The organism is Microbacterium protaetiae, assembly GCF_004135285.1.
In the GTDB taxonomy this organism is placed as follows: domain Bacteria; phylum Actinomycetota; class Actinomycetes; order Actinomycetales; family Microbacteriaceae; genus Microbacterium; species Microbacterium protaetiae.
Genome location: NZ_CP035494.1, coordinates 2,779,072 through 2,797,697 on the forward strand (window position 1 = coordinate 2,779,072; position 18,626 = coordinate 2,797,697).

The window sequence follows — 18,626 nt, forward strand, 5'->3', positions numbered from 1 at the left end:
GCGGGCCGCGCACCGTAGGCTGGAGACATGACGACACGCGTGGCGATCGTGGGGGGCACCGGCAAGCTCGGCGGCATCATCCACTCCGTCGTCGAGGCAGAACCCGGCTTTGAGGTACACGCGACGCTCTCGTCACGCGATGCCATCGCTCTCATCGACGGCGCCGATCTGGTGGTGGATGCCTCGGTCCCGGCCGTGTCGGTCGATGTCGTGCGCGCCGCGGTCGAGCGGGGCATCAACATCGTCGTCGGCACCTCAGGCTGGTCTGCCGAGCGCATAGCGCTCGTGCGTCCTCTGGTCGAGGCCGCCGGCACCGGGGCGGTGTTCATCCCGAACTTCTCGCTGGGCTCGGTGCTCGGTTCGGCGCTGGCCGCGGCGGCCGCACCCTTCTTCGCCTCTGCCGAGATCATCGAGGCGCACCGCGACACGAAGGTCGATTCCCCCAGCGGCACCGCCGTGCGCACGGCCGAGCTGATCGCCGCCGCACGCACCGCGCAGGGGCCGGTGTCGGCCCCACACGTCGACCAGCGTGCACGCGGCCAGCAGGTCGCCTCGGTCCCCGTGCACTCCCTGCGCCGTCCCGGCGTGGTGGCGCGCCAAGAGGTCATCCTGTCGGGTCCGGGGGAGTCGCTCTCGATCGTGCACGACACAGTCGAGCCCGCAGCCGCCTATGCCCCCGGCATCCGGCTGGCTCTTCAGCATGCGGTGGCCGCACGTGGCGTTGTCGTCGGCCTCGACAGCTTTCTCGACATCGGCATCGGGCCCGCGCGCGCATGAAGACCCGCATCGTCATCGCGGTGATCACCGTTGTGCTGGTGGTCTATCTTGTGGTCATCGCCAAGTCCGCCTGGTTGATGCTTGTCACCGGCCGGCCCGTCGCGATAGTGATGGGCGTGTGCCTGGTCGTGCTGCCGATCATCGCCGCCTGGGCGATAGCGCGCGAGTTGTGGTTCGGCGTGCGTGCCGAGCGTGCCGGCCGCCGGCTGGAAGCCGAGGGCGGCCTGCCCGACGACGATGTGGCCGTGTATGCGAGCGGCCGCGTGGTGCGCGACGACGCCGATGCCGTGTTCCCGCGTTACCGCGACGAGGTGCGTGAGCACCCTGATGACTGGCGTGCCTGGTATCGGCTCGGCCTGGCCTACGACGCTGCCGGTGACCGCAAGCGCGCCCGCGGCGCCATCCGTCAGTCGCTCAAGCTGGAGGCGTCTGAGAAGGCGTGAGCGGGCACCGCGTCGGCGATGGCCTCGTCGACGGTGGTGTGTGTGAAGCGAAAACCGGATGCCTCGAGCACGGCCGGAATCACGTGCGCGTCGGTCAGCAGCACGGCGTCGGCGGCCTGCCGGCTCAGCGCCAGTCGCATCGCCCAGCGCGGCGCGCGGAAGACGTACGGCTTGTTCATGCGTACGGCAAGCGCGAAGCCCAGGTCGTTGGCGGTTGCTCGTGTCGGTCCGGTCAGATTCGCCGGGCCGTCGATCTCGGCGTCGAGGATGTGCCGGATCGCCCGGACCTCGTCGGTGAGTGAGATCCACGGCCACACCTGGGTGCCGCGGCCGATCGGGCCCCCGGCACCCAGCCGGGTGAGGGTCAGCAGTGGCTTGAGCACTCCCTCGGCGTGGATGACGGGTGCGGTGCGCAACAGTGCGATGCGAGTCTGCGAGCCCGCGCTCAGCGCCGAGGCCTCCCACTCGGCGCACAAGCGTGCCAGGAACGTGTCGCCGGGTGCGGCATCCTCACGCAGATCCGCCCCGGGGGCACTCCCGTAGTAGCCGACCGCCGACGCGCTGACCAGCGCGGGCGCATCGGAGCCGAGCGCACGGATGGCGGTGGCGAGGGTGCGGGTGGGGGTCAGCCGCGACCACAGCAGCGTGCTGCGGTACCGCGCCGTCCACGGCATGCGCCCGATGCTCGCGCCGTTCAGACCCACGACGGCGTCGGCGCCGGCCAGGATGTCAGGATCGAGCACGCTGCTGTCCAGCAGCCAGGGCACCTCATCGGGCGACTGGGCCGGTCGGCGCACCAGCCGGGTGACACGCACACCGTCGCCGCGCAGCGAGGCGACCAGTGCCCGGCCGATGAGGCCGGATGCCCCGGCCACGACGACGTGGCCGAGGGCGGGTGCAGCGTCAGCCAAGCGACGCCTCAAGGGTGATCTCGATGCCCGCGAGCGCCTGAGAGACGGGGCATCCTGCCTTCGCCTCTTCGGCGACGCGTTCGAAATCGGCCTCATCGATGCCAGGAACGACCGCCGACACGTTCAGGTGACTGCCGGTGATCCCGGTGCCGGGCGTGAAGGTGACGGATGCCGATGCCTCGAGGCTCTGCGGTGGCGTGCCGTGCTGGGTCAGAGCGTTGGCCAGCGCCATGCTGAAACACGAGGCGTGGGCGGCGGCGATGAGCTCTTCGGGAGTGGTCACCGAGTCTGACCCCTCGCTGCGTGCCTTCCAGTTCACCGGGTACGGGCCCTGGCCCGAACTCGTCAGGCTCACCTGCCCCGAGCCCTCGAAAAGTGTGCCCTTCCATTGGGCGGTGGCTTCGCTGGTCACGCTCATGGGATCCTCCATCGGTCGGCGTGACGCCCAGCCTACGCGGCGGCGCGGCGCCCGACGAGTCCCCATCGTGCCAGCAGGAGATACAGCTGGCAGCCCAGGCAGAACCCGAACGCGGCGTTGAGGAATGCCGCGACGAAGGCGGCCGCGGCGGCGATCGGCAGCGCCCACGGCACGCCGAGCAGCTGCAGCACGAGGCCCACGACGCTCACCAGCAGACCGACACCCTGCGCGAAGCGCGGCGGGCGTGGGTCTTCGAGCTCACGCGGGGGCTTCAGACGTGGCTGCACGACCTTGCGGAACAGCACGCCCCACACAGCCGTGCGCGGCGAGATCACGCCCCACAGGAACAACAGGGCCACGGCCAGCAGCAGGAGGAACGCCGGGTCGAGGATGCGGGACCCGATCGGCGCGGTGACGAGCCGGAACGCGGCCGGGAAGAACGCCTGGTCGGTCAGCGGCTGATAGGCGAACCAGCCGAAGCTCGCGGCGCCCTGTGCTGTTGACAGCCCGGTCAGCCCGAGCAGCACGACGACGAGCAGCAGCAGCGAGGTGATCGCGGCGCCGAAGCGCGGGCCGCGCGGGTCGATTCCGGCGGGGGTGTCAGACATGGGCGGGGTCTCCTATGACACGGTCGAGTTCTGCGGCGACGGCATCCCGGCGCGGCGCGCCTGCGAACCGCGACCTCACGGCACCGGTCGCGTCCAGCACGAACACGGTCGGCGTCTGCAGGATGTGCAGCCGGGCTGCCAGTTCGGCGCGGTGAGTCAGGTCCACCTCGGCGACGGCGACGCCGTCGGAGCCATCGACGATCTCGCGCAGCATCCGTCGTACCTGCGGGCATCGTGTGCACACCTCGGTGCTGAACTGCACCAGGGTCGCGCGCTCGCCGCGCTCGTCGGCGGCGAGCCACTCGAGGTCGGCGACACCTGCGTTGCGCGGGCGGTTCTCGCGCCGGCGCAGCGCCCAGCCGACGATCACAGTGAGCACGACGAGCCCGGCGACGGCGAGCACGGCGATCCAGAGGGGCATGGACCAAACGTTAGCCGCGCCGCGCCGGAACGCGGCCAGGATGACGGACTGTGTCAGCGGTATCGTGGCGGGTGTGAGCATCCCGACGCCGTACGAGGACCTGCTGCGCGACGTGCTCGCGCACGGCACGCACAAGAGTGATCGCACCGGAACCGGCACGACGAGCGTGTTCGGCCGCCAGATCCGGTTCGACCTGGCCGGGTCGTTCCCGCTGATCACGACCAAGCGCGTGCACTTCAAGTCACTCGCTTATGAGCTGCTGTGGTTCCTGCGTGGTGAGTCCAACGTGCGCTGGCTGCAAGAGCGCGGCGTGACCATCTGGGACGAATGGGCGGATGCCGCCGGTGAACTGGGCCCGGTGTACGGCGTGCAGTGGCGGTCCTGGCCGACACCTACGGGCGAGCACATCGATCAGATCTCGCAGGTGATCTCGCAGATCCGCGAGACCCCCGATTCACGGCGGCTGATCGTCTCGGCATGGAACGTGGGTGAGATCCCGCAGATGGCGCTGGCGCCGTGTCACGCGCTGTTCCAGTTCTACGTCGCCGACGGCAAGCTGTCGTGCCAGCTGTATCAGCGCAGCGCAGATCTCTTCCTCGGTGTGCCGTTCAATATCGCCTCGTACGCGCTGCTGACCCTCATGGTCGCTCAGCAGACCGGGCTGGAGCCCGGTGAGTTCGTGTGGACCGGCGGCGACTGCCACATCTACGACAATCACCGCGAACAGGTGGCCGAGCAGCTCTCGCGCGACCCATACCCGTACCCGACTCTGCGGTTCGCGCGCAAGCCGTCGTCGATCTTCGACTACGAATTCGACGACATCATCATCGAGAACTATCAGCACCATCCCACGATCCGCGCTGCCGTCGCCGTCTGACATGGCCGTCGGCATGATCTGGGCGCAGGCCCGGGGCGGGGTGATCGGCGCGGGCGGCGGCATGCCCTGGCATGTGCCCGAAGACATGGCCCACTTCAGAGATGTCACCATGGGCTGCCCGGTGGTGATGGGTCGGCGCACGTGGGAGTCGTTCCCGGCCCGCTTTCGCCCGCTGCCGGGGCGTCGCAACATCGTCGTCACCCGCAATGACGACTGGCATGCCGCAGGTGCACAGCGGGCAGCGTCGGTGGATGCCGCGCTCGCGCTGGTCGCGCAGGAGCCGTGGACGTGGATCATCGGCGGGGGACAGGTGTACCGCGAGGCCCTCGCGCGCGCCGACCGTCTTGAGGTGACTGAGCTCGACCTCGATGTCGATGGTGATACCACCGCACCCGACATCACGGGCTGGGCCGTTGCGGCATCCGACCCCGCCCAGGGCTGGCATTCTTCGCGCAGCGGCGTACGTTACCGTTTCGTGCGCTACGAGCGCGGCGCGGCGCTGTGACGTCTGCCGCCGCGCGGCGGCAGGCGCTAGCGTGTCAGCCATGGTGACGGCGCTGGTGACCGGGGCGAGTTCGGGGCTGGGCGCGCAGTATGCGCGAGAACTGGCGGCGCGCGGTGCCGACATCGTGCTCGTCGGTCGAAACCGTGCGGCGCTGGAATCCGTTGCAACGCAGGTGCGTGAGCGCGGGCGCGAGGCACAGGTGCTCGTGGCCGATCTCCTCGATCCTGTCGCGCTCGCCGCTGTCGCCTCGCGCGTGGCCGACGCGCAGCATCCCATCGAGATCCTGGTCAACAACGCCGGAATCGGAATGTCGCTGGCCTTCGAGCGCAACGATGTCGAGGCAGAAGTGGCGCATCTGCGACTGCACGACGAGGTGCCGCTGCGCCTCATGCACGCGGCACTGCCGGCGATGCTCGAGCGCGGCCACGGCCGCATCCTCAACGTCGCCTCGATCGCCGCATTCCTGCCGCGCTCGACATATGGCGCTGTGAAGCAGTGGCTCGTCTCGTTCAGCCGCTGGGCGAACGTCAGATACGCACCGCGGGGAGTGACCGTCACGGCCGTCTGCCCGGGCTTCGTGCACACCAACTTCCACGAACGACTCGGTCTGCCGCCCGGTCAGGAGGGCATCCCGGGGTGGATGTGGCTGGATGCCTCCACTGTGGTGCGGCAGTCGCTGCGCGACCTCGCCCGTGGACGAGCCGTGTCGGTGCCCTCGCTGCGCTACAAGCTCGTACGGCGCGTCCTGCCGCTGCTTCCCGACCGGCTGCTGGCCGGCCTCGGTGAGCGCGGCCGCACATAGCGTCCATCGCGTTCCTCCGGTTGCGTGGTGTGCGGCCATTGCGCGGTTCGAAGCGCTTCGATATTGTCTCGACTGGTCGACGTCGACCGACGAAGGCGCAGACGAACACACAGAGGAGTGCATATCGTGCGATCAACCAGAGCGGCCATCGCGCTTGCGGTGGCTGCGACCACCGCGGGAGTGCTGGCCATCGCCCCGCCCGCCCAGGCGGCGGGCGGCGGCGATCAATCCGCAACGCCAGAAGTCCCGCAGTACTCGTGGTCGAACGTGGCGATTTCGGGCGGCGGCTACGTTCCCGGCATCATCTACAACGACACCGAGCCCGGTCTGGTCTATGCCCGTACCGACATCGGTGGTGCATACCGGCTTGACCGCGACACCGATACGTGGATCCCGCTTCTGGACGGCGTGGGGTGGGACGACTGGAACCGCCTGGGTGTGCTGAGTCTGGCCACCGACCCGGTGCACACCTCGCGCGTGTATGCGGCGGTCGGCTCGTATACGAACGAGTGGGACCCGAACAACGGCGCCATTCTGCGCTCGTCCGACTACGGCACGAGCTGGAAGGCCACCGAGCTCCCCTTCAAGGTCGGCGGCAACATGCCCGGCCGAGGGATCGGCGAGCGGCTGCAGATCGATCCCAACGATGACGACATCCTCTATTACGGCGCCGAGCAGGGCGAGGGGCTCTGGCGCTCCGACGATGCCGGTGTGACGTTCGAAAAGGTGGACGCGTTCCCCAACGCCGGCGACTTCGTGCCCGACGCCGGATCGGGCAACTCGTACCTGATGTCGAATCTCGGAGTGCTGTGGACGGCGTTCGATCAGGCATCCTCATCGCCAGGCAGCGCCACGAAGACGATCTTCACCGCGGTCGCCGACACCGACGACATCCTGTATCGCTCCGATGACGCGGGCACGACCTGGACGGCCGTGAAGGGGGCGCCCACCGGATTCCTTCCGCAGCACGGCGTCATCGACGAGACCGGCCGGTTCCTGTACCTCACGACCACCGACACCAGCGGCCCGTACGACGGGGCCGACGGGGCGGTGTGGCGCTACGGCATCGACGACGGCACCTGGACCGACATCACGCCCACGCAGCGGCCCACCGGCGGTGATTTCGGCTTCTCGGGCCTGACGATCGACGCGCAGCATCCCGGTACCGTCATGGTCGCGTCGCAGATTCAGTGGTGGCCCGACACCCTGATCTTCCGCAGCACCGACAGCGGGGCGACCTGGAGCCCGATGTGGGACTACGCGTACGACGCCGCCGGCAACGCGACCGTCGCGGCCAAGTACACGCAATCGATCGACGAGGTGCCCTGGCTGGCGTTCGGCAAGACCGTGGGCGATCCGACGCCCTGGACCGAGCCCACACCCAAGGTCGGCTGGATGGTCTCGGCACTGGCCATCGACCCGTTCGACTCGAACGAACTCCTGTACGGCACAGGGGCGACGATCTATCGGTCCGAGGACCTGACGAAGTGGGACGACGACGGTGGCGTCATCCATCTGCAGCCGGCGACCGACGGCATCGAAGAGACCGCGATCCAAGACGTGGTCGCACCGGTGGGCGATGTCGACCTCGTCTCGGCGATGCTCGACCTCGGCGGGTTCGTCCACGACGACATCGACGAGGTGACCAACACGTTCCAGGATCCCTACTTCGGCGGGGCGACGAGCGTGGATGCCGCGGGCCGTGATGGTGCCACGATAGTGCGGGCCGGCACCGACGGCACAGGGGCCATCGAGACCGCGGTCTCGCACGACGGCGGTGACACTTGGACGAGTTCACCGGCGGCCGACGGCGCAACGGGCAGCGGCACCGTCACGGTGAACGCCGACGGCACCGGGGTGGTCTGGGCGCCCGACGGGGCCCCCGCGCAGCATTCGGCCGACGGCGGCCGCACATGGGGCGCAACCACCGGGCTGCCCGAGGGCGCCCGGGTGGAAAGCGACCGGGTCGACACGACGCTGGTCTACGGCTTCTCGGGCGGGGTGTTCTACCGGTCGACGGATGCCGGAGCGAGCTTCACTGCGGTGAGCACGAGCACACTGCCGGCCGAGGGGTCGGTGCGTTTCGGCGCCATGCCGGGCGCCATCGGCGAGCTGTGGCTGGCCGGCGGCGAGGACGACGGCGTCTACGGCATGTGGCGCTCCGATGACGCCGGGGCGAGCTGGACGCGCGCGCCGGGCTTCGACGAGGCCGACACCGTCGGCTTCGGCAAGGCCGCACCGGGCGCTGTCAGCGCGACGATCTACACGGCGGCCCGGCGTGACGGCGTGCGCGGCGTGTACCGCTCGACGAACGACGGTGCCACCTGGACCCGGATCAACGACGATGACCATCAGTGGGGCGCGATCGGCGCCGACATCGAGGGCGATCCCGACCTGTTCGGCCGCGTGTACATCGCCACGAACGGGCGCGGCATCGTCGTCGGCGACGACGCCGAGGCGGCACCCGACCCGTGGAGCGCCTCGGCGCGCTACGACACCGGCGACGTCGTGAGCTGTGACGGATCGTTCTGGGTGGCGTCTTGGTGGACGAGCGGCCAGAAGCCCGGCGATGTGAACGGCCCGTGGCAGCAGATCGTCACCGCCGACACCGGTGTGGCCACATGGACCGCCTCGCGCATCTTCGACACCGGCGATGTCGTCACCCACAACGGCGCGCTGTGGCGGGCGAAGTGGTGGACGCGCGATCAAGAGCCCGGTGCGACGACGTGGGGCCCGTGGGAGCGCGTCGACTGAGGGCACAAGGCGGAGCAGGCGGACCCGACCGCCTGCTCCGCCCCGTAGGGCGCGCAGAGCGATGCAACGAACCGATACCCTGAACACATGACGCACGCGGGCAATCCCTTCGGACAGGTACTAGTGGCCCTCGTCACGCCGATGACGGCGGACGGAGAAGTCGACTGGCCTGCGGTGGAGAAGCACCTCGACGACGTCGTGTCTGCGGGAGCGGACGGCATCGTCGTCACGGGCACCACCGGCGAGACCAGCACGCTCACCGATGCCGAGAAGCTCAAGCTGGTCGAGGTCGGCAAAGACGTCGCCGCCGGCCGCGCGAAGATCATCACCGGTGGGGGATCGAACGAGACCGCGCACGCGATCCAGCTCTACAAGGCCAGCGAGAAGGCCGGTGCCGACGGCATCCTCGTCGTGACCCCGTACTACAACAAGCCGACACAGGCGGGCATCCTCACCCACTTCCGGCTCATCGCCGACTCCACCGACCTGCCGATGATGCTCTACGACATCCCCGGCCGCACCGGTGTGCCGATCGCCTACGAGACGATCCTGCGCCTGGCGAAGCATCCCAACATCCTTGCCATCAAAGACGCCAAGGGAAACTTCAGCGAGGTCTCGCGGGTGCTCAACCAGACCGATCTGATGTACTTCTCGGGTGATGACACCAACGTGCTGCCACACCTGTCGATCGGGGCCACCGGTCTGGTCGGCGTGACGGCGAACATCGCCGCCCAGCCGTATCGCACGATAGTGGATGCTGTGAACCGGGGCGACCTCGCCGCGGCGACCGCCGCCCACAAGAAGCTCGAGCCGCTGGTGCGTGCGGTCATGACACATGTGCCGGGCACCGTCTCGGCCAAATACATCCTGCATGGGCTGGGGCGCATCTCCAGCCCCCGCGTGCGACTGCCCCTGGTGGGCCCCGAAGAATGGGAAGCAGCGATCATCGAAGACGAACTGGCACTTGTCACCGAGGTCGAGGGCGTCGACTTCTCGAACTTCCGCCCCGACCGCAACGCCGCCGCCGGCGGAGCGCTGCCGAAGGTCTCGGGGACCACCCGATGAGCTTCGCCGAGGTGTTCGCCCCGCCCGCACTCGAAGCCGGCACGCTGCGCATCACCCCGCTCGGCGGGCTGGGCGAGGTGGGCCGCAACATGACAGTGTTCGAGCTCGACGGTCGGCTGCTCATCGTCGACTGCGGCGTGCTCTTCCCCGAAGAGAACCAGCCCGGCGTCGACCTCATCCTTCCCGATTTCGCGCCGATCAAAGACCGCCTCGGCGAGGTCGACGGCATCGTGCTCACGCACGGCCACGAAGACCACATCGGTGCGGTGCCCTATCTGCTGAAGGAGCGGCCCGACATCCCCCTGATCGGCTCGGGGCTGACTCTGGCCCTCGTCGAGGCCAAGCTCAAGGAACACCGGCTGAAGGCCTTCACCCTCACCGTCACCGAGGGGCAGCGCGAAAAGGTCGGACCGTTCGACCTCGAGTTCGTGGCGGTCAACCACTCCATTCCCGACGCGCTCGCCGTCGCTATCCGCACACCCGCCGGCACCGTGCTGGCCACGGGCGACTTCAAGATGGACCAGCTGCCGTTGGATGGCCGCCTCACCGACCTGCGCGCCTTCGCGCGGCTCGGCGAAGAAGGGGTCGATCTGTTCATGGTCGACTCCACCAACGCCGATGTGCCCGGGTTCACGGCCCTGGAACGCTCGATCGGGCCGGTCCTGGACCAGGTGATAGCAAAGGCCCCGCGCCGGGTGATCGTGGCCAGCTTCTCCAGTCACATCCACCGGGTGCAGCAGGTGCTGGATGCCGCAGCCGCCCACGGCCGGCGGCTCGCGTTCCTCGGCCGCAGCATGGTGCGCAACATGACCATCGCCGAGCAGTTGGGGTACCTGCAGGTGCCCGAGGGCGTGCTCATCGACTACAAGAAGGCCAAAGACCTTCCCGACGACAAGATCGTCTACATGTCCACCGGCTCTCAGGGCGAGCCGATGGCCGTGCTCAGCCGCATGGCCAATCTCGACCACGCGATCGAGCCTGGTCCCGGCGACACCGTGATCCTGGCATCCAGTCTCATTCCCGGCAACGAGAACGCCGTCTACCGCGTGATCGACGGGCTCACCAAGCTGGGCGCCAACGTCGTGCACAAGGGCAACGCGAAGGTGCACGTGTCGGGCCATGCGGCCGCCGGTGAGCTGCTGTACTGCTACAACATCGTGGGGCCGCGCAACGTCATGCCGATCCACGGCGAGCACCGCCACCTGCACGCGAACGCCCGCCTGGCGCAAGACACCGGAGTGCCTGCCGAGCGCACGATCCTCGGCGAGAACGGCACCGTCGTCGACCTGCGCGACGGCGTCGCCAAGGTCGTCGGTCAGCTCGACCTGGGCTTCGTGTACGTCGACGGCTCCACGGTCGGCGAGATCACCGACGCCGATCTGAAAGACCGCCGCATCCTCGGCGAAGAGGGCTTCATCTCGGTGATCGTCGTGGTCGACTCCGCCACCGGCAAGATCATCTCCGGGCCTGAGGTGCACGCCCGCGGCTTCGCCGAAGACGACGCCGTGTTCGAAGACGTGAAGCCCAAGATCGCCGCGGCACTGACCGAGGCCGCACGCTCGGGTGTGCGCGACAGCCATGCGCTGTCGCAGGTGGTGCGGCGCACCATCGGTCGCTGGGTGAACCAGTCGCTGCGCCGTCGTCCGATGATCGTGCCCCTGGTGATCGAGGCCTGACCCGCGTCGTTCCGCGGAAAGGTCGGCCGGCCGCGGTACCGTGGAGCAATGCCCAAGAGCACCACGAGCAGTCGCACACCCGCCAAGGGCTCCTCGACGCGTGCCAAAAAGCCTGCCCCCGCCCCCAAGCGTTACGTCGGTGAGTCGGAGAAGCCCCCCGTTCTGGTGCGCGCCTGGCTGGGGCTTGCTCATGTGGTGGGCGGACTGTTCCGTGCCTTCGGACCCGAGACGCTCGAGAAGGATCAGCGGCGCGACGGCTTCCCGTTCCTGATCGTGTTGCTGGCGATCGCCGGCGCGGTCGTGGAGTGGTTCCTCATCGGCTCGGCCGCTTCGGTGAACATCAGCGCCTATTCGGTCGGGGGCCTGGTCGGGCGTACCGCTTTCATCCTGCCGGTGCTGCTGGTGCTTCTGGCGGGCTGGCTGTTCCGCCATCCGTCCTCGGTGCACGACAACGGCCGCATCGGCATCGGCTTCGCGCTGCTGATCTTGTCGATCGCGGGCTTCTGTCACCTCTACGGCGGGCGCCCCAACCCCAGCGACGGGCTGCCGACGCTCAGTGCCGCCGGCGGCCTGTTCGGCTGGATGCTGGGCGCTCCGCTGGGCTACCTCACGGTGCCGGGCGCCACCATCGTGCTCGCGCTGCTGGCGGGGCTCAGCGTGCTCATCATCACCCGCACGCCGCCGAACCGCATCGGACAGCGGCTGGGCGAGCTGTATGCGTGGATGTTCGGCGCCGAGCGGGTCGAGAAGACCGACCAGACCACCGGCAAGACCGAGGTGCTCCCCGACTCCGACACCGACGACGACAAGCTGCCGTGGTGGCGGCGCAACAAGACGGGCCGCGAGAAAGACGTCGACGGCTCGCTGGGCGCCGACGACCTGACCGCGCTGTTGAGCCCCGACGACGGTCATAGCGGGTTCGAGCAGGCGCTGGCTCCCGACCCTTCGCCGATCGTCTCGCCCGATGCCGCCACCGAGATCATCGACCCGAAGGTGCTGGCCGGTGCCCAGCGCGCTCTCGCCGGCTCGGCGGCGACGGGGCTGGCCGACGACAGCGACACCGGTCCGATCGACGGTCAACTGCCCGGTTTCTCGGGCATCGGGGGCACCGGCAACGGGGCGCCCCCCTCGGCACCGTACCGGCTGCCCTCGGTGCAGGCGCTGGCGGCCGGAGAGCCGGGCAAGACACGGTCCGAGGCCAACGACAAGGTCGTGCAGGCGGTGACCAACGTGCTGCGCGAGTTCAAGGTCGACGCACGGGTCACCGGGTTCTCGCGCGGTCCGACCGTCACCCAGTACGAGATCGAGCTCGGGCCGGGCGTGAAGGTCGAGCGGATCACCGCCCTCACCAACAACATCGCCTACGCCGTGGCATCCAATGAAGTGCGCATCCTGGCGCCGATCCCCGGCAAGAAGGCCATCGGCGTCGAGATCCCCAACACCGACCGTGAGATCGTGACGCTCGGCGATGTGCTGCGCTCGCAGGCCGCACAGAACTCGACGCATCCGATGACGATCGGCGTCGGCAAAGACGTCGGCGGCGGCTACGTCGTGGCCAACCTCGCGAAGATGCCCCACCTGCTGGTGGCCGGTTCCACGGGATCGGGGAAGTCGAGTTTCGTGAACTCGATGATCACGAGTCTTCTCATGCGCGCCAAGCCCAGCGAAGTGCGCATGGTGCTCATCGACCCGAAGCGCGTCGAGCTGACCAGCTACGCCGGCGTCCCCCACCTGATCACGCCCATCATCACCAACCCCAAGAAGGCCGCCGAGGCGCTGCAGTGGGTCGTCAAAGAGATGGACATGCGCTACGACGACCTGGCGTCGTTCGGATTCCGCCACATCGACGATTTCAACAAGGCCGTCGTCGCCGACGAGATCCAGCTGCCCCCGGGCAGCGAGCGGGTGCTCAAGCCCTATCCGTACCTGCTCGTGGTCGTCGATGAGCTTGCCGATCTCATGATGGTCGCCCCGCGCGACGTCGAAGACTCCATCGTGCGCATCACGCAGCTCGCGCGGGCCAGCGGCATCCATCTCGTGTTGGCCACGCAGCGTCCGAGCGTCGACGTTGTCACCGGCCTGATCAAGGCGAACGTGCCCTCCCGACTCGCGTTCGCGGTGACGAGCGTCACCGACTCGCGGGTGATCCTCGACCAGCCCGGCGCCGACCGGCTGATCGGGCAGGGTGACGCGCTGTTCCTGCCGATGGGTGCGTCCAAGACCCTGCGTGTGCAGGGGGCATGGGTCAGCGAGCCCGAGATCGAGCGCGTGGTCAAGCACGTGACGAACCAGGCCAAGCCCGAATATCGGCCCGATGTACAGGCTGTCGTGCAGCGCAAAGAGGTCGACGCCGACATCGGCGACGACCTCGAGTTGCTGCTGGCGGCGGCCGAGCAGATTGTGTCCACCCAGTTCGGATCGACCTCGATGCTGCAGCGCAAGCTGCGGGTCGGGTTCGCCAAGGCGGGGCGCCTGATGGACCTGCTCGAATCGCGCGAGATCGTCGGCCCCTCTGAGGGGTCCAAGGCCCGCGACGTGTTGGTCACCCCCGACCAGCTGCCCGAGGTTCTGGCACGTCTGCGCGGCGACGAGCCGCCGGCTGCGGCGGCCTCGCCGAACCCGCCGGAGCCGTACAGCGGCGACCCCATCGAAGCGCAGTTCGACGGCCTGCCCGTGGTCGACGCCGATGGCGACGAAGATGCCTGGGGGCTCACCGGCCGTGAGTGACCCTGCGATACTGAGACCGTGACAGTACCGCGCCAGCTGCCCAATGCGATCACCATCGTGCGCATCCTGTGCGCTCCGATCTTTCTCTGGATGCTGCTGGCCGACGGCGGTGCCGATGGGCCGCTGCGCTGGTGGGCGGCCGTGCTGTTCATCGTGGCCATCGCCACCGATGGCATCGATGGGGCGATAGCACGCCGCAACGGGATCGTGACCGATCTGGGCAAGATCCTCGACCCGATCGCCGACAAGGCGCTGACCGGTTGTGCGTTCGTCGGTCTGTCGATCCTCGGCGAGCTGTGGTGGTGGGTGACCATCCTGGTGCTGGTGCGCGAGATCGGCATCACCGTGTACCGCTTCATCGTGGTGGGCGATCACGTTCTCGCCGCGGCCTGGATGGGCAAGCTGAAGACCGTCGCGCAGGCGGTGGCGCTTGGCCTGGCGCTGGTGCCGCTGTGGACGGTGGTGGGGGAGTGGATCCTCTGGGTGAACGGGGTGCTGATGGCCGTGGCCGTGATCCTCACCGTCGCCAGCGGCATCGACTATCTCGTCAGCGAAGTACGCGCGGCGCGCGCCAAGGGCACACGATGACCGCGCTGCCCGAAGCCGAGCGGCTGCTGCGGCGGCTTGGGGAGCGCGGGTGGACGATCGGCGTCGCCGAATCGCTGACCGGGGGCCTGGTCGCGGCATCCCTCGTCGACGTGCCGGGGGCATCGGCCTGGCTGCGCGGGGCCGTGGTCGCCTACGCGACCGACCTCAAGCAGGCGATCCTGGGGGTGGATGCCGCGCTCCTTGCCGCGCACGGGCCGGTGGATCCCGAGGTCGCGCGACAGATGGCCGACGGCATCCGCACGGTGACCGGCCGCCACGGCGTGCGCACCGACGTGGGGGTCTCCACCACCGGAATCGCGGGTCCCGAGTCGCCTGACGGGCAGCCGGTGGGCACCGTGCACATCGGGGTCTCGACGCCCGACGGCACGCATGCGGTCTCGATCGTCCTCGACGGCGACCGCGGCGCTATCCGGCACGAGGCTGTCCGGCGTGCGCTGGCGGCCGTGATCGACGCATTATGAGAGGTCGGGAACACGCGGCGTCACGGTTGCGTTTCATTCGGCGATTCCCAACTATTCCACAGCGCGTGGGATTAGTCTGGCCCGCACAGGTGTTGTACTCTTGTGCACCCAGACAGCGAGGAAGTCACGGTAAGGAGGGGGCCTGAAATGATCCTGGTTCGTCAAGAGATCGGCGAAGTGCTTCGCGACTTCCGCCAGCAGAAGGGCCACACCCTCCGTCAGGTGGCCGGTCGCGCCAGTGTCGCGCTCGGGTACCTCAGCGAAGTGGAGCGTGGGCAGAAAGAGGCCTCGAGCGAGATCCTCGCTTCGGTGGCTGACGCGCTCGATGTTCCGATCTCCACCATCATGCGTGAGGTCGGCGACCGCATCTCGGTGCTGGAGGGTCTGCAGACCTTCCCCGACGTGGTCCCCGACGACCTGGTGGCCGAGGTCGGACCCGAACTCTCGCTGCGCTGACGCGTGCGGCGCAGCGAATTCCAGCGCGCGGTCGCCGATGAGTTCGGCACCCGTGGAGCGGCACTGGTGGCCGATCTGTCTCTTCCTGCCGTGGGCGGACGCACCGCGGCAGAGGCGATGGATGCCGGCATCCCGCCGCGGGAGGTCTGGCTGGCCCTGTGCGAAGAGATGGATGTGCCGCCGTCGCACCGACACGGCGTGGGCAGGATGGAGCCGCGTCGACGCTGAGTCGATCCGCGCCATCCGCGTCGGCGTGTCGTCGAAGATAGCTTCGAGAAGAGCGTAGGCTCCTGCACAGTGGAGTCGCGAAGGCTCCTGTCCCCAGAACAGCGAGTGACGGCATCGGATGTCGGAGCCCGCCCGTACCGTGGACAGCGTCGAACGACACCTACGCCTTGTCGCAGCATCCGGCCCCTCCGGGACTGGGCGCGACAGCCTACAGGCGACGGAACACGAGTGCACAAGGAGCACGTCATGCCCACACCAGCAGACCGCGAAAAGGCCCTGGAATCGGCCCTCGCACAGATCGACCGGCAGTTCGGAAAGGGCTCGGTCATGCGACTGGGCAGCGACGAGCGCGCCCCGGTCGAGGTCATCCCCACCGGCTCGATCGCCCTCGACGTCGCCCTCGGCGTGGGCGGACTTCCCCGCGGGCGCATCATCGAGATCTACGGCCCCGAGTCGTCGGGTAAGACGACGCTCACGCTGCACGCGATCGCCAACGTGCAGAAGGCGGGCGGCATCGCCGCGTTCGTCGACGCCGAGCACGCGCTCGATCCCGACTACGCGAAGAAGCTCGGCGTCGACATCGACCAGCTGCTCGTGTCTCAGCCCGACACCGGTGAGCAGGCGCTCGAGATCGCCGACATGCTGATCCGCTCGGGCGCCATCGACCTGGTCGTGATCGACTCCGTGGCCGCCCTTGTGCCGCGCGCCGAGATCGAGGGAGAGATGGGTGACTCGCATGTGGGCCTGCAGGCCCGGCTGATGTCGCAGGCGCTGCGCAAGCTGACCGGTGGGCTGAACCAGACCAAGACCACCGCGATCTTCATCAACCAGTTGCGTGAGAAGATCGGCGTGTTCTTCGGCTCGCCCGAGACCACCGCGGGCGGCAAAGCGTTGAAGTTCTACGCGTCGGTGCGCCTGGACATCCGTCGCATCGAGACGCTGAAAGACGGTTCCGAGGCAGTCGGAAACCGCACCCGTGTGAAGGTCGTCAAGAACAAGATGGCGCCGCCGTTCAAGCAGGCGGAGTTCGACATCCTCTACGGAATCGGCATCTCGCGCGAGGGCAGCCTCATCGACTTCGGCGTCGAGCACGGCATCGTCAAGAAGTCCGGCGCCTGGTACACCTACGAGGGTGAACAGCTCGGTCAGGGTAAAGAGAACGCGCGCAACTTCCTGATCAAGAACGCCGACATGGCGGCAGAGATCGAGAGCAAGATCAAGACGAAGCTCGGCATCGGTGTTCCCAAGGCAGTCGAGGAGATCGCCGAAGACGAGCTGGCGCAGCGCCGGCCCGCCTGATCATGGCTGAGGACCGCGGGGGCGAGAGCAACGACCAGCTCGCCCCCGTCATCCCGCTCTTCGGGAGCAGTGCACCCGCCTGGCGCTCCACGTGGGAGGACGAGCCTGGCGACGACGATGCCACCGCCGCGCAGATCGACGAGGCGGCCCGGGGCGAGCGCGAGGCCGCCGAGCATGGTCTCACCCGAAAGCTGCGCACCCGCCAGCTGTCGGTGGCCGAGGCGCGGGCGGTGGTGGCTGAGAAAGACCTCGATGCCTCAATGGTCGACGTTGTCATCCAGACGTTCCTCCGGCGCGGCTACCTCGACGATCAGGCGCTGGCCGGGCAACTCGTGCGCTCGGCCGTCGAGCGCAAGGGGCAGGGACGCACGGTCATCGCACGCACGCTCGCCGGGCGCGGCATCCCTCGTGACGTGGTCGACGCCGCGCTGGCCGAACTGCCCGACGACGATGCCGAGCGGGCTCTCGAGTTCGCCAGGCAGAAGGTGCGTTCGATGCGCGGCCTTGCGCACGACGTGGCGCTGCGCCGGCTGGTCGGGCAACTCGCCAGACGTGGATACGGCTCGGCGGCACTGGATGCCGCGCGCCGTGCCCTCGACGACGTCGAGGAATGACGCGTCAGGCTGCATCCAGCTCGTGCTCGAGGCGTGCGACACTCTCGGCGTCGCACAGTGCGGTGCCCGGCAGGGCGGCGGTGGCGGCCCCTGCGGCGACGGCGGTGCGGAAGGCCTCGGCGACGGCGTGGCCCTGTGCCAGGCGCAGGACCAGACCGGCGAGGAACGCATCCCCGGCGCCCACGGTGCTGCGCACCGTCACCGCGGCAGCCGGCAGTCGTACCACCGCTTCGGATGACACCATCACGGCGCCCGCGCCGCCGAGCGTGAGTGCGACCAGCGAGCTGCGGCCGTCGGCGATGAGCTGCTGAGCTGCGCCGATCTGCGCATCCAGGTCATCGAGGTCAGCGCTCACGAGCTCGGCGAGCTCGCGCCGACTCGGCGCCACCAGGTGCACCCCCTCGTCGAGCGCGGCGCGCAAGGAGGCACCCGAGGAGTCGATGATGGCATGCGCATCCCGGCTCGCCGCCAGATGCGCTATCCGAGCATAGAAGTCTGCCGGGACGCCCGGTGGAATACTGCCGCTGGCCACCACGTAGCCGCCGTGCGGCAGTTCTTCTTCGACGGCGGTCAGCAGCGCACGCCATTCCTGCTCGGCGAACTGCGGGCCTTGCAGAACGAAGCGGAACTGTTCGCCGGTGGAGAGCTCGTCCACCGTGAAGCTCTCGCGGGTGCTCTCGGCGATGCGGATGGCGCGGGCGGTGATGCCGTCTTGTTCGAGCAGTTGGCGGTACGCCTGCCCGGTCGGCCCGCCCGCCGTGTAGAGCGCCGTCGAGATGCCGCCCAGGTTGCGGATGGCGCGGGAGACGTTGATCCCGCCGCCACCCGGGTCGAGCCGCGTCGAGCCGCAGCGCATCTTGTGCTCGGCCACGACGCGGTCGACCGAGGTGGTCACATCCAGCGCGGGGTTCACGGTGACGGTCAGGATCGGGGCGTGTCCGGCAGCATCCGACATGCGGTCAGCGTACCGGGCGC

General features: G+C 68.7%; 20 protein-coding genes. 15 read left to right on the forward strand and 5 right to left on the reverse strand.

What is annotated here, in order from left to right:
* The first annotated feature begins 27 nt into the window (after window positions 1–27).
* Both dapB and ET475_RS12845 read left to right on the forward strand, forming a co-directional pair.
* Complete coding sequence (gene dapB, locus ET475_RS12840) at window positions 28–777, forward strand: 4-hydroxy-tetrahydrodipicolinate reductase (protein WP_129390890.1); 750 nt, start codon at window positions 28–30, stop codon at window positions 775–777.
* The gene (locus tag ET475_RS12845; protein WP_129390893.1) at window positions 774–1,220 is read left to right on the forward strand and encodes a tetratricopeptide repeat protein; all 447 of its coding nucleotides are present in this window, start codon (window positions 774–776) and stop codon (window positions 1,218–1,220) included. The genes dapB and ET475_RS12845 overlap by 4 nt, the downstream gene beginning before the upstream one ends.
* Here the strand turns inward: ET475_RS12845 and ET475_RS12850 are convergent.
* From ET475_RS12850 to ET475_RS12865, 4 genes are read right to left on the reverse strand one after another with little or no spacing between them, the layout of a single operon-like run.
* Window positions 1,184–2,131: a TIGR01777 family oxidoreductase gene (locus ET475_RS12850; protein ID WP_242497634.1), complete on the reverse strand. Its 948-nt coding sequence runs from the start codon at window positions 2,129–2,131 to the stop codon at window positions 1,184–1,186. The genes ET475_RS12845 and ET475_RS12850 overlap by 37 nt on opposite strands.
* Window positions 2,124–2,549: an OsmC family protein gene (locus ET475_RS12855; protein WP_129390899.1), complete on the reverse strand. Its 426-nt coding sequence runs from the start codon at window positions 2,547–2,549 to the stop codon at window positions 2,124–2,126. The genes ET475_RS12850 and ET475_RS12855 overlap by 8 nt, the downstream gene beginning before the upstream one ends.
* Before the next feature lie 32 nt (window positions 2,550–2,581).
* The gene (locus ET475_RS12860; protein WP_129390902.1) at window positions 2,582–3,157 is read right to left on the reverse strand and encodes a DUF4395 family protein; all 576 of its coding nucleotides are present in this window, start codon (window positions 3,155–3,157) and stop codon (window positions 2,582–2,584) included.
* Entirely contained in the window at window positions 3,150–3,578 is a 429-nt protein-coding gene (locus tag ET475_RS12865) for a thioredoxin domain-containing protein (RefSeq protein WP_129390905.1), read from the reverse strand. The genes ET475_RS12860 and ET475_RS12865 overlap by 8 nt, the downstream gene beginning before the upstream one ends.
* Before the next feature lie 40 nt (window positions 3,579–3,618).
* Here ET475_RS12865 and ET475_RS12870 point away from each other — a divergent pair, with 40 nt between their 5' ends.
* The 13 genes from ET475_RS12870 to ET475_RS12930 all read left to right on the forward strand — a co-directional run bounded on the left by ET475_RS12870 (window position 3,619) and on the right by ET475_RS12930 (window position 17,651).
* Window positions 3,619–4,455, forward strand: a complete 837-nt coding sequence (locus tag ET475_RS12870; protein ID WP_129390908.1) for a thymidylate synthase — start codon at window positions 3,619–3,621, stop codon at window positions 4,453–4,455.
* Between the two features lies 1 nt (window position 4,456).
* Entirely contained in the window at window positions 4,457–4,960 is a 504-nt protein-coding gene (locus ET475_RS12875; protein WP_129390911.1) for a dihydrofolate reductase, read from the forward strand.
* Between the two features lie 40 nt (window positions 4,961–5,000).
* Complete coding sequence (locus ET475_RS12880; protein WP_129390914.1) at window positions 5,001–5,762, forward strand: SDR family NAD(P)-dependent oxidoreductase; 762 nt, start codon at window positions 5,001–5,003, stop codon at window positions 5,760–5,762.
* 126 nt (window positions 5,763–5,888) lie between these two features.
* Window positions 5,889–8,516, forward strand: a complete 2,628-nt coding sequence (locus ET475_RS12885) for a carbohydrate-binding protein (protein ID WP_129390917.1) — start codon at window positions 5,889–5,891, stop codon at window positions 8,514–8,516.
* 87 nt (window positions 8,517–8,603) lie between these two features.
* A complete protein-coding gene (gene dapA / locus ET475_RS12890) occupies window positions 8,604–9,581 on the forward strand; it encodes a 4-hydroxy-tetrahydrodipicolinate synthase (RefSeq protein ID WP_129390920.1) in 978 nt (325 codons plus the stop codon).
* Window positions 9,578–11,257: a ribonuclease J gene (locus ET475_RS12895; RefSeq protein ID WP_129390923.1), complete on the forward strand. Its 1,680-nt coding sequence runs from the start codon at window positions 9,578–9,580 to the stop codon at window positions 11,255–11,257. The genes dapA and ET475_RS12895 overlap by 4 nt, the downstream gene beginning before the upstream one ends.
* Before the next feature lie 48 nt (window positions 11,258–11,305).
* On the forward strand, window positions 11,306–13,984 hold the full coding sequence (locus ET475_RS12900) for an FtsK/SpoIIIE family DNA translocase (protein WP_129390926.1): 2,679 nt from the start codon (window positions 11,306–11,308) through the stop codon (window positions 13,982–13,984).
* An 18-nt stretch (window positions 13,985–14,002) separates the two neighbouring features.
* On the forward strand, window positions 14,003–14,572 hold the full coding sequence (gene pgsA / locus ET475_RS12905; protein WP_129390929.1) for a CDP-diacylglycerol--glycerol-3-phosphate 3-phosphatidyltransferase: 570 nt from the start codon (window positions 14,003–14,005) through the stop codon (window positions 14,570–14,572).
* Complete coding sequence (locus ET475_RS12910) at window positions 14,569–15,054, forward strand: CinA family protein (RefSeq protein ID WP_129390932.1); 486 nt, start codon at window positions 14,569–14,571, stop codon at window positions 15,052–15,054. The genes pgsA and ET475_RS12910 overlap by 4 nt, the downstream gene beginning before the upstream one ends.
* A 147-nt stretch (window positions 15,055–15,201) precedes the next feature.
* Window positions 15,202–15,510 carry a helix-turn-helix domain-containing protein gene (locus tag ET475_RS12915; RefSeq protein WP_129390935.1) on the forward strand — a complete coding sequence of 103 codons (309 nt, stop codon included), beginning with the start codon at window positions 15,202–15,204 and terminating at the stop codon, window positions 15,508–15,510.
* A 3-nt stretch (window positions 15,511–15,513) separates the two neighbouring features.
* Complete coding sequence (locus tag ET475_RS12920) at window positions 15,514–15,738, forward strand: DUF3046 domain-containing protein (protein ID WP_129390938.1); 225 nt, start codon at window positions 15,514–15,516, stop codon at window positions 15,736–15,738.
* A 246-nt stretch (window positions 15,739–15,984) separates the two neighbouring features.
* Entirely contained in the window at window positions 15,985–17,037 is a 1,053-nt protein-coding gene (gene recA / locus ET475_RS12925) for a recombinase RecA (RefSeq protein ID WP_129390942.1), read from the forward strand.
* A 2-nt stretch (window positions 17,038–17,039) separates the two neighbouring features.
* Window positions 17,040–17,651, forward strand: coding sequence for a regulatory protein RecX (locus ET475_RS12930; RefSeq protein ID WP_129390944.1), 612 nt, complete (start codon window positions 17,040–17,042; stop codon window positions 17,649–17,651).
* Between the two features lie 4 nt (window positions 17,652–17,655).
* Here ET475_RS12930 and ET475_RS12935 read toward each other — a convergent pair whose 3' ends face one another.
* Window positions 17,656–18,606: a 1-phosphofructokinase family hexose kinase gene (locus ET475_RS12935; protein WP_129390947.1), complete on the reverse strand. Its 951-nt coding sequence runs from the start codon at window positions 18,604–18,606 to the stop codon at window positions 17,656–17,658.
* Between the last annotated feature and the right edge of the window lie 20 nt (window positions 18,607–18,626).

Bases quoted from the DNA above. Each gene is read 5' to 3' on its own strand.
- ET475_RS12870 (WP_129390908.1), top strand. From the start codon at position 3,619: ATGACGGACTGTGTCAGCGGTATCGTGGCGGGTGTGAGCATCCCGACG.
- dapB (WP_129390890.1), top strand. From the start codon at position 28: ATGACGACACGCGTGGCGATCGTGGGGGGCACCGGCAAGCTCGGCGGC.
- ET475_RS12910 (WP_129390932.1), top strand. From the start codon at position 14,569: ATGACCGCGCTGCCCGAAGCCGAGCGGCTGCTGCGGCGGCTTGGGGAG.
- ET475_RS12855 (WP_129390899.1), bottom strand. From the start codon at position 2,549: ATGAGCGTGACCAGCGAAGCCACCGCCCAATGGAAGGGCACACTTTTC.
- ET475_RS12930 (WP_129390944.1), top strand. From the start codon at position 17,040: ATGGCTGAGGACCGCGGGGGCGAGAGCAACGACCAGCTCGCCCCCGTC.
- dapA (WP_129390920.1), top strand. From the start codon at position 8,604: ATGACGCACGCGGGCAATCCCTTCGGACAGGTACTAGTGGCCCTCGTC.
- ET475_RS12875 (WP_129390911.1), top strand. From the start codon at position 4,457: ATGGCCGTCGGCATGATCTGGGCGCAGGCCCGGGGCGGGGTGATCGGC.
- recA (WP_129390942.1), top strand. From the start codon at position 15,985: ATGCCCACACCAGCAGACCGCGAAAAGGCCCTGGAATCGGCCCTCGCA.
- ET475_RS12895 (WP_129390923.1), top strand. From the start codon at position 9,578: ATGAGCTTCGCCGAGGTGTTCGCCCCGCCCGCACTCGAAGCCGGCACG.
- ET475_RS12860 (WP_129390902.1), bottom strand. From the start codon at position 3,157: ATGTCTGACACCCCCGCCGGAATCGACCCGCGCGGCCCGCGCTTCGGC.
- ET475_RS12900 (WP_129390926.1), top strand. From the start codon at position 11,306: ATGCCCAAGAGCACCACGAGCAGTCGCACACCCGCCAAGGGCTCCTCG.
- ET475_RS12845 (WP_129390893.1), top strand. From the start codon at position 774: ATGAAGACCCGCATCGTCATCGCGGTGATCACCGTTGTGCTGGTGGTC.
- ET475_RS12935 (WP_129390947.1), bottom strand. From the start codon at position 18,606: ATGTCGGATGCTGCCGGACACGCCCCGATCCTGACCGTCACCGTGAAC.
- ET475_RS12865 (WP_129390905.1), bottom strand. From the start codon at position 3,578: ATGCCCCTCTGGATCGCCGTGCTCGCCGTCGCCGGGCTCGTCGTGCTC.
- ET475_RS12880 (WP_129390914.1), top strand. From the start codon at position 5,001: ATGGTGACGGCGCTGGTGACCGGGGCGAGTTCGGGGCTGGGCGCGCAG.
- ET475_RS12915 (WP_129390935.1), top strand. From the start codon at position 15,202: ATGATCCTGGTTCGTCAAGAGATCGGCGAAGTGCTTCGCGACTTCCGC.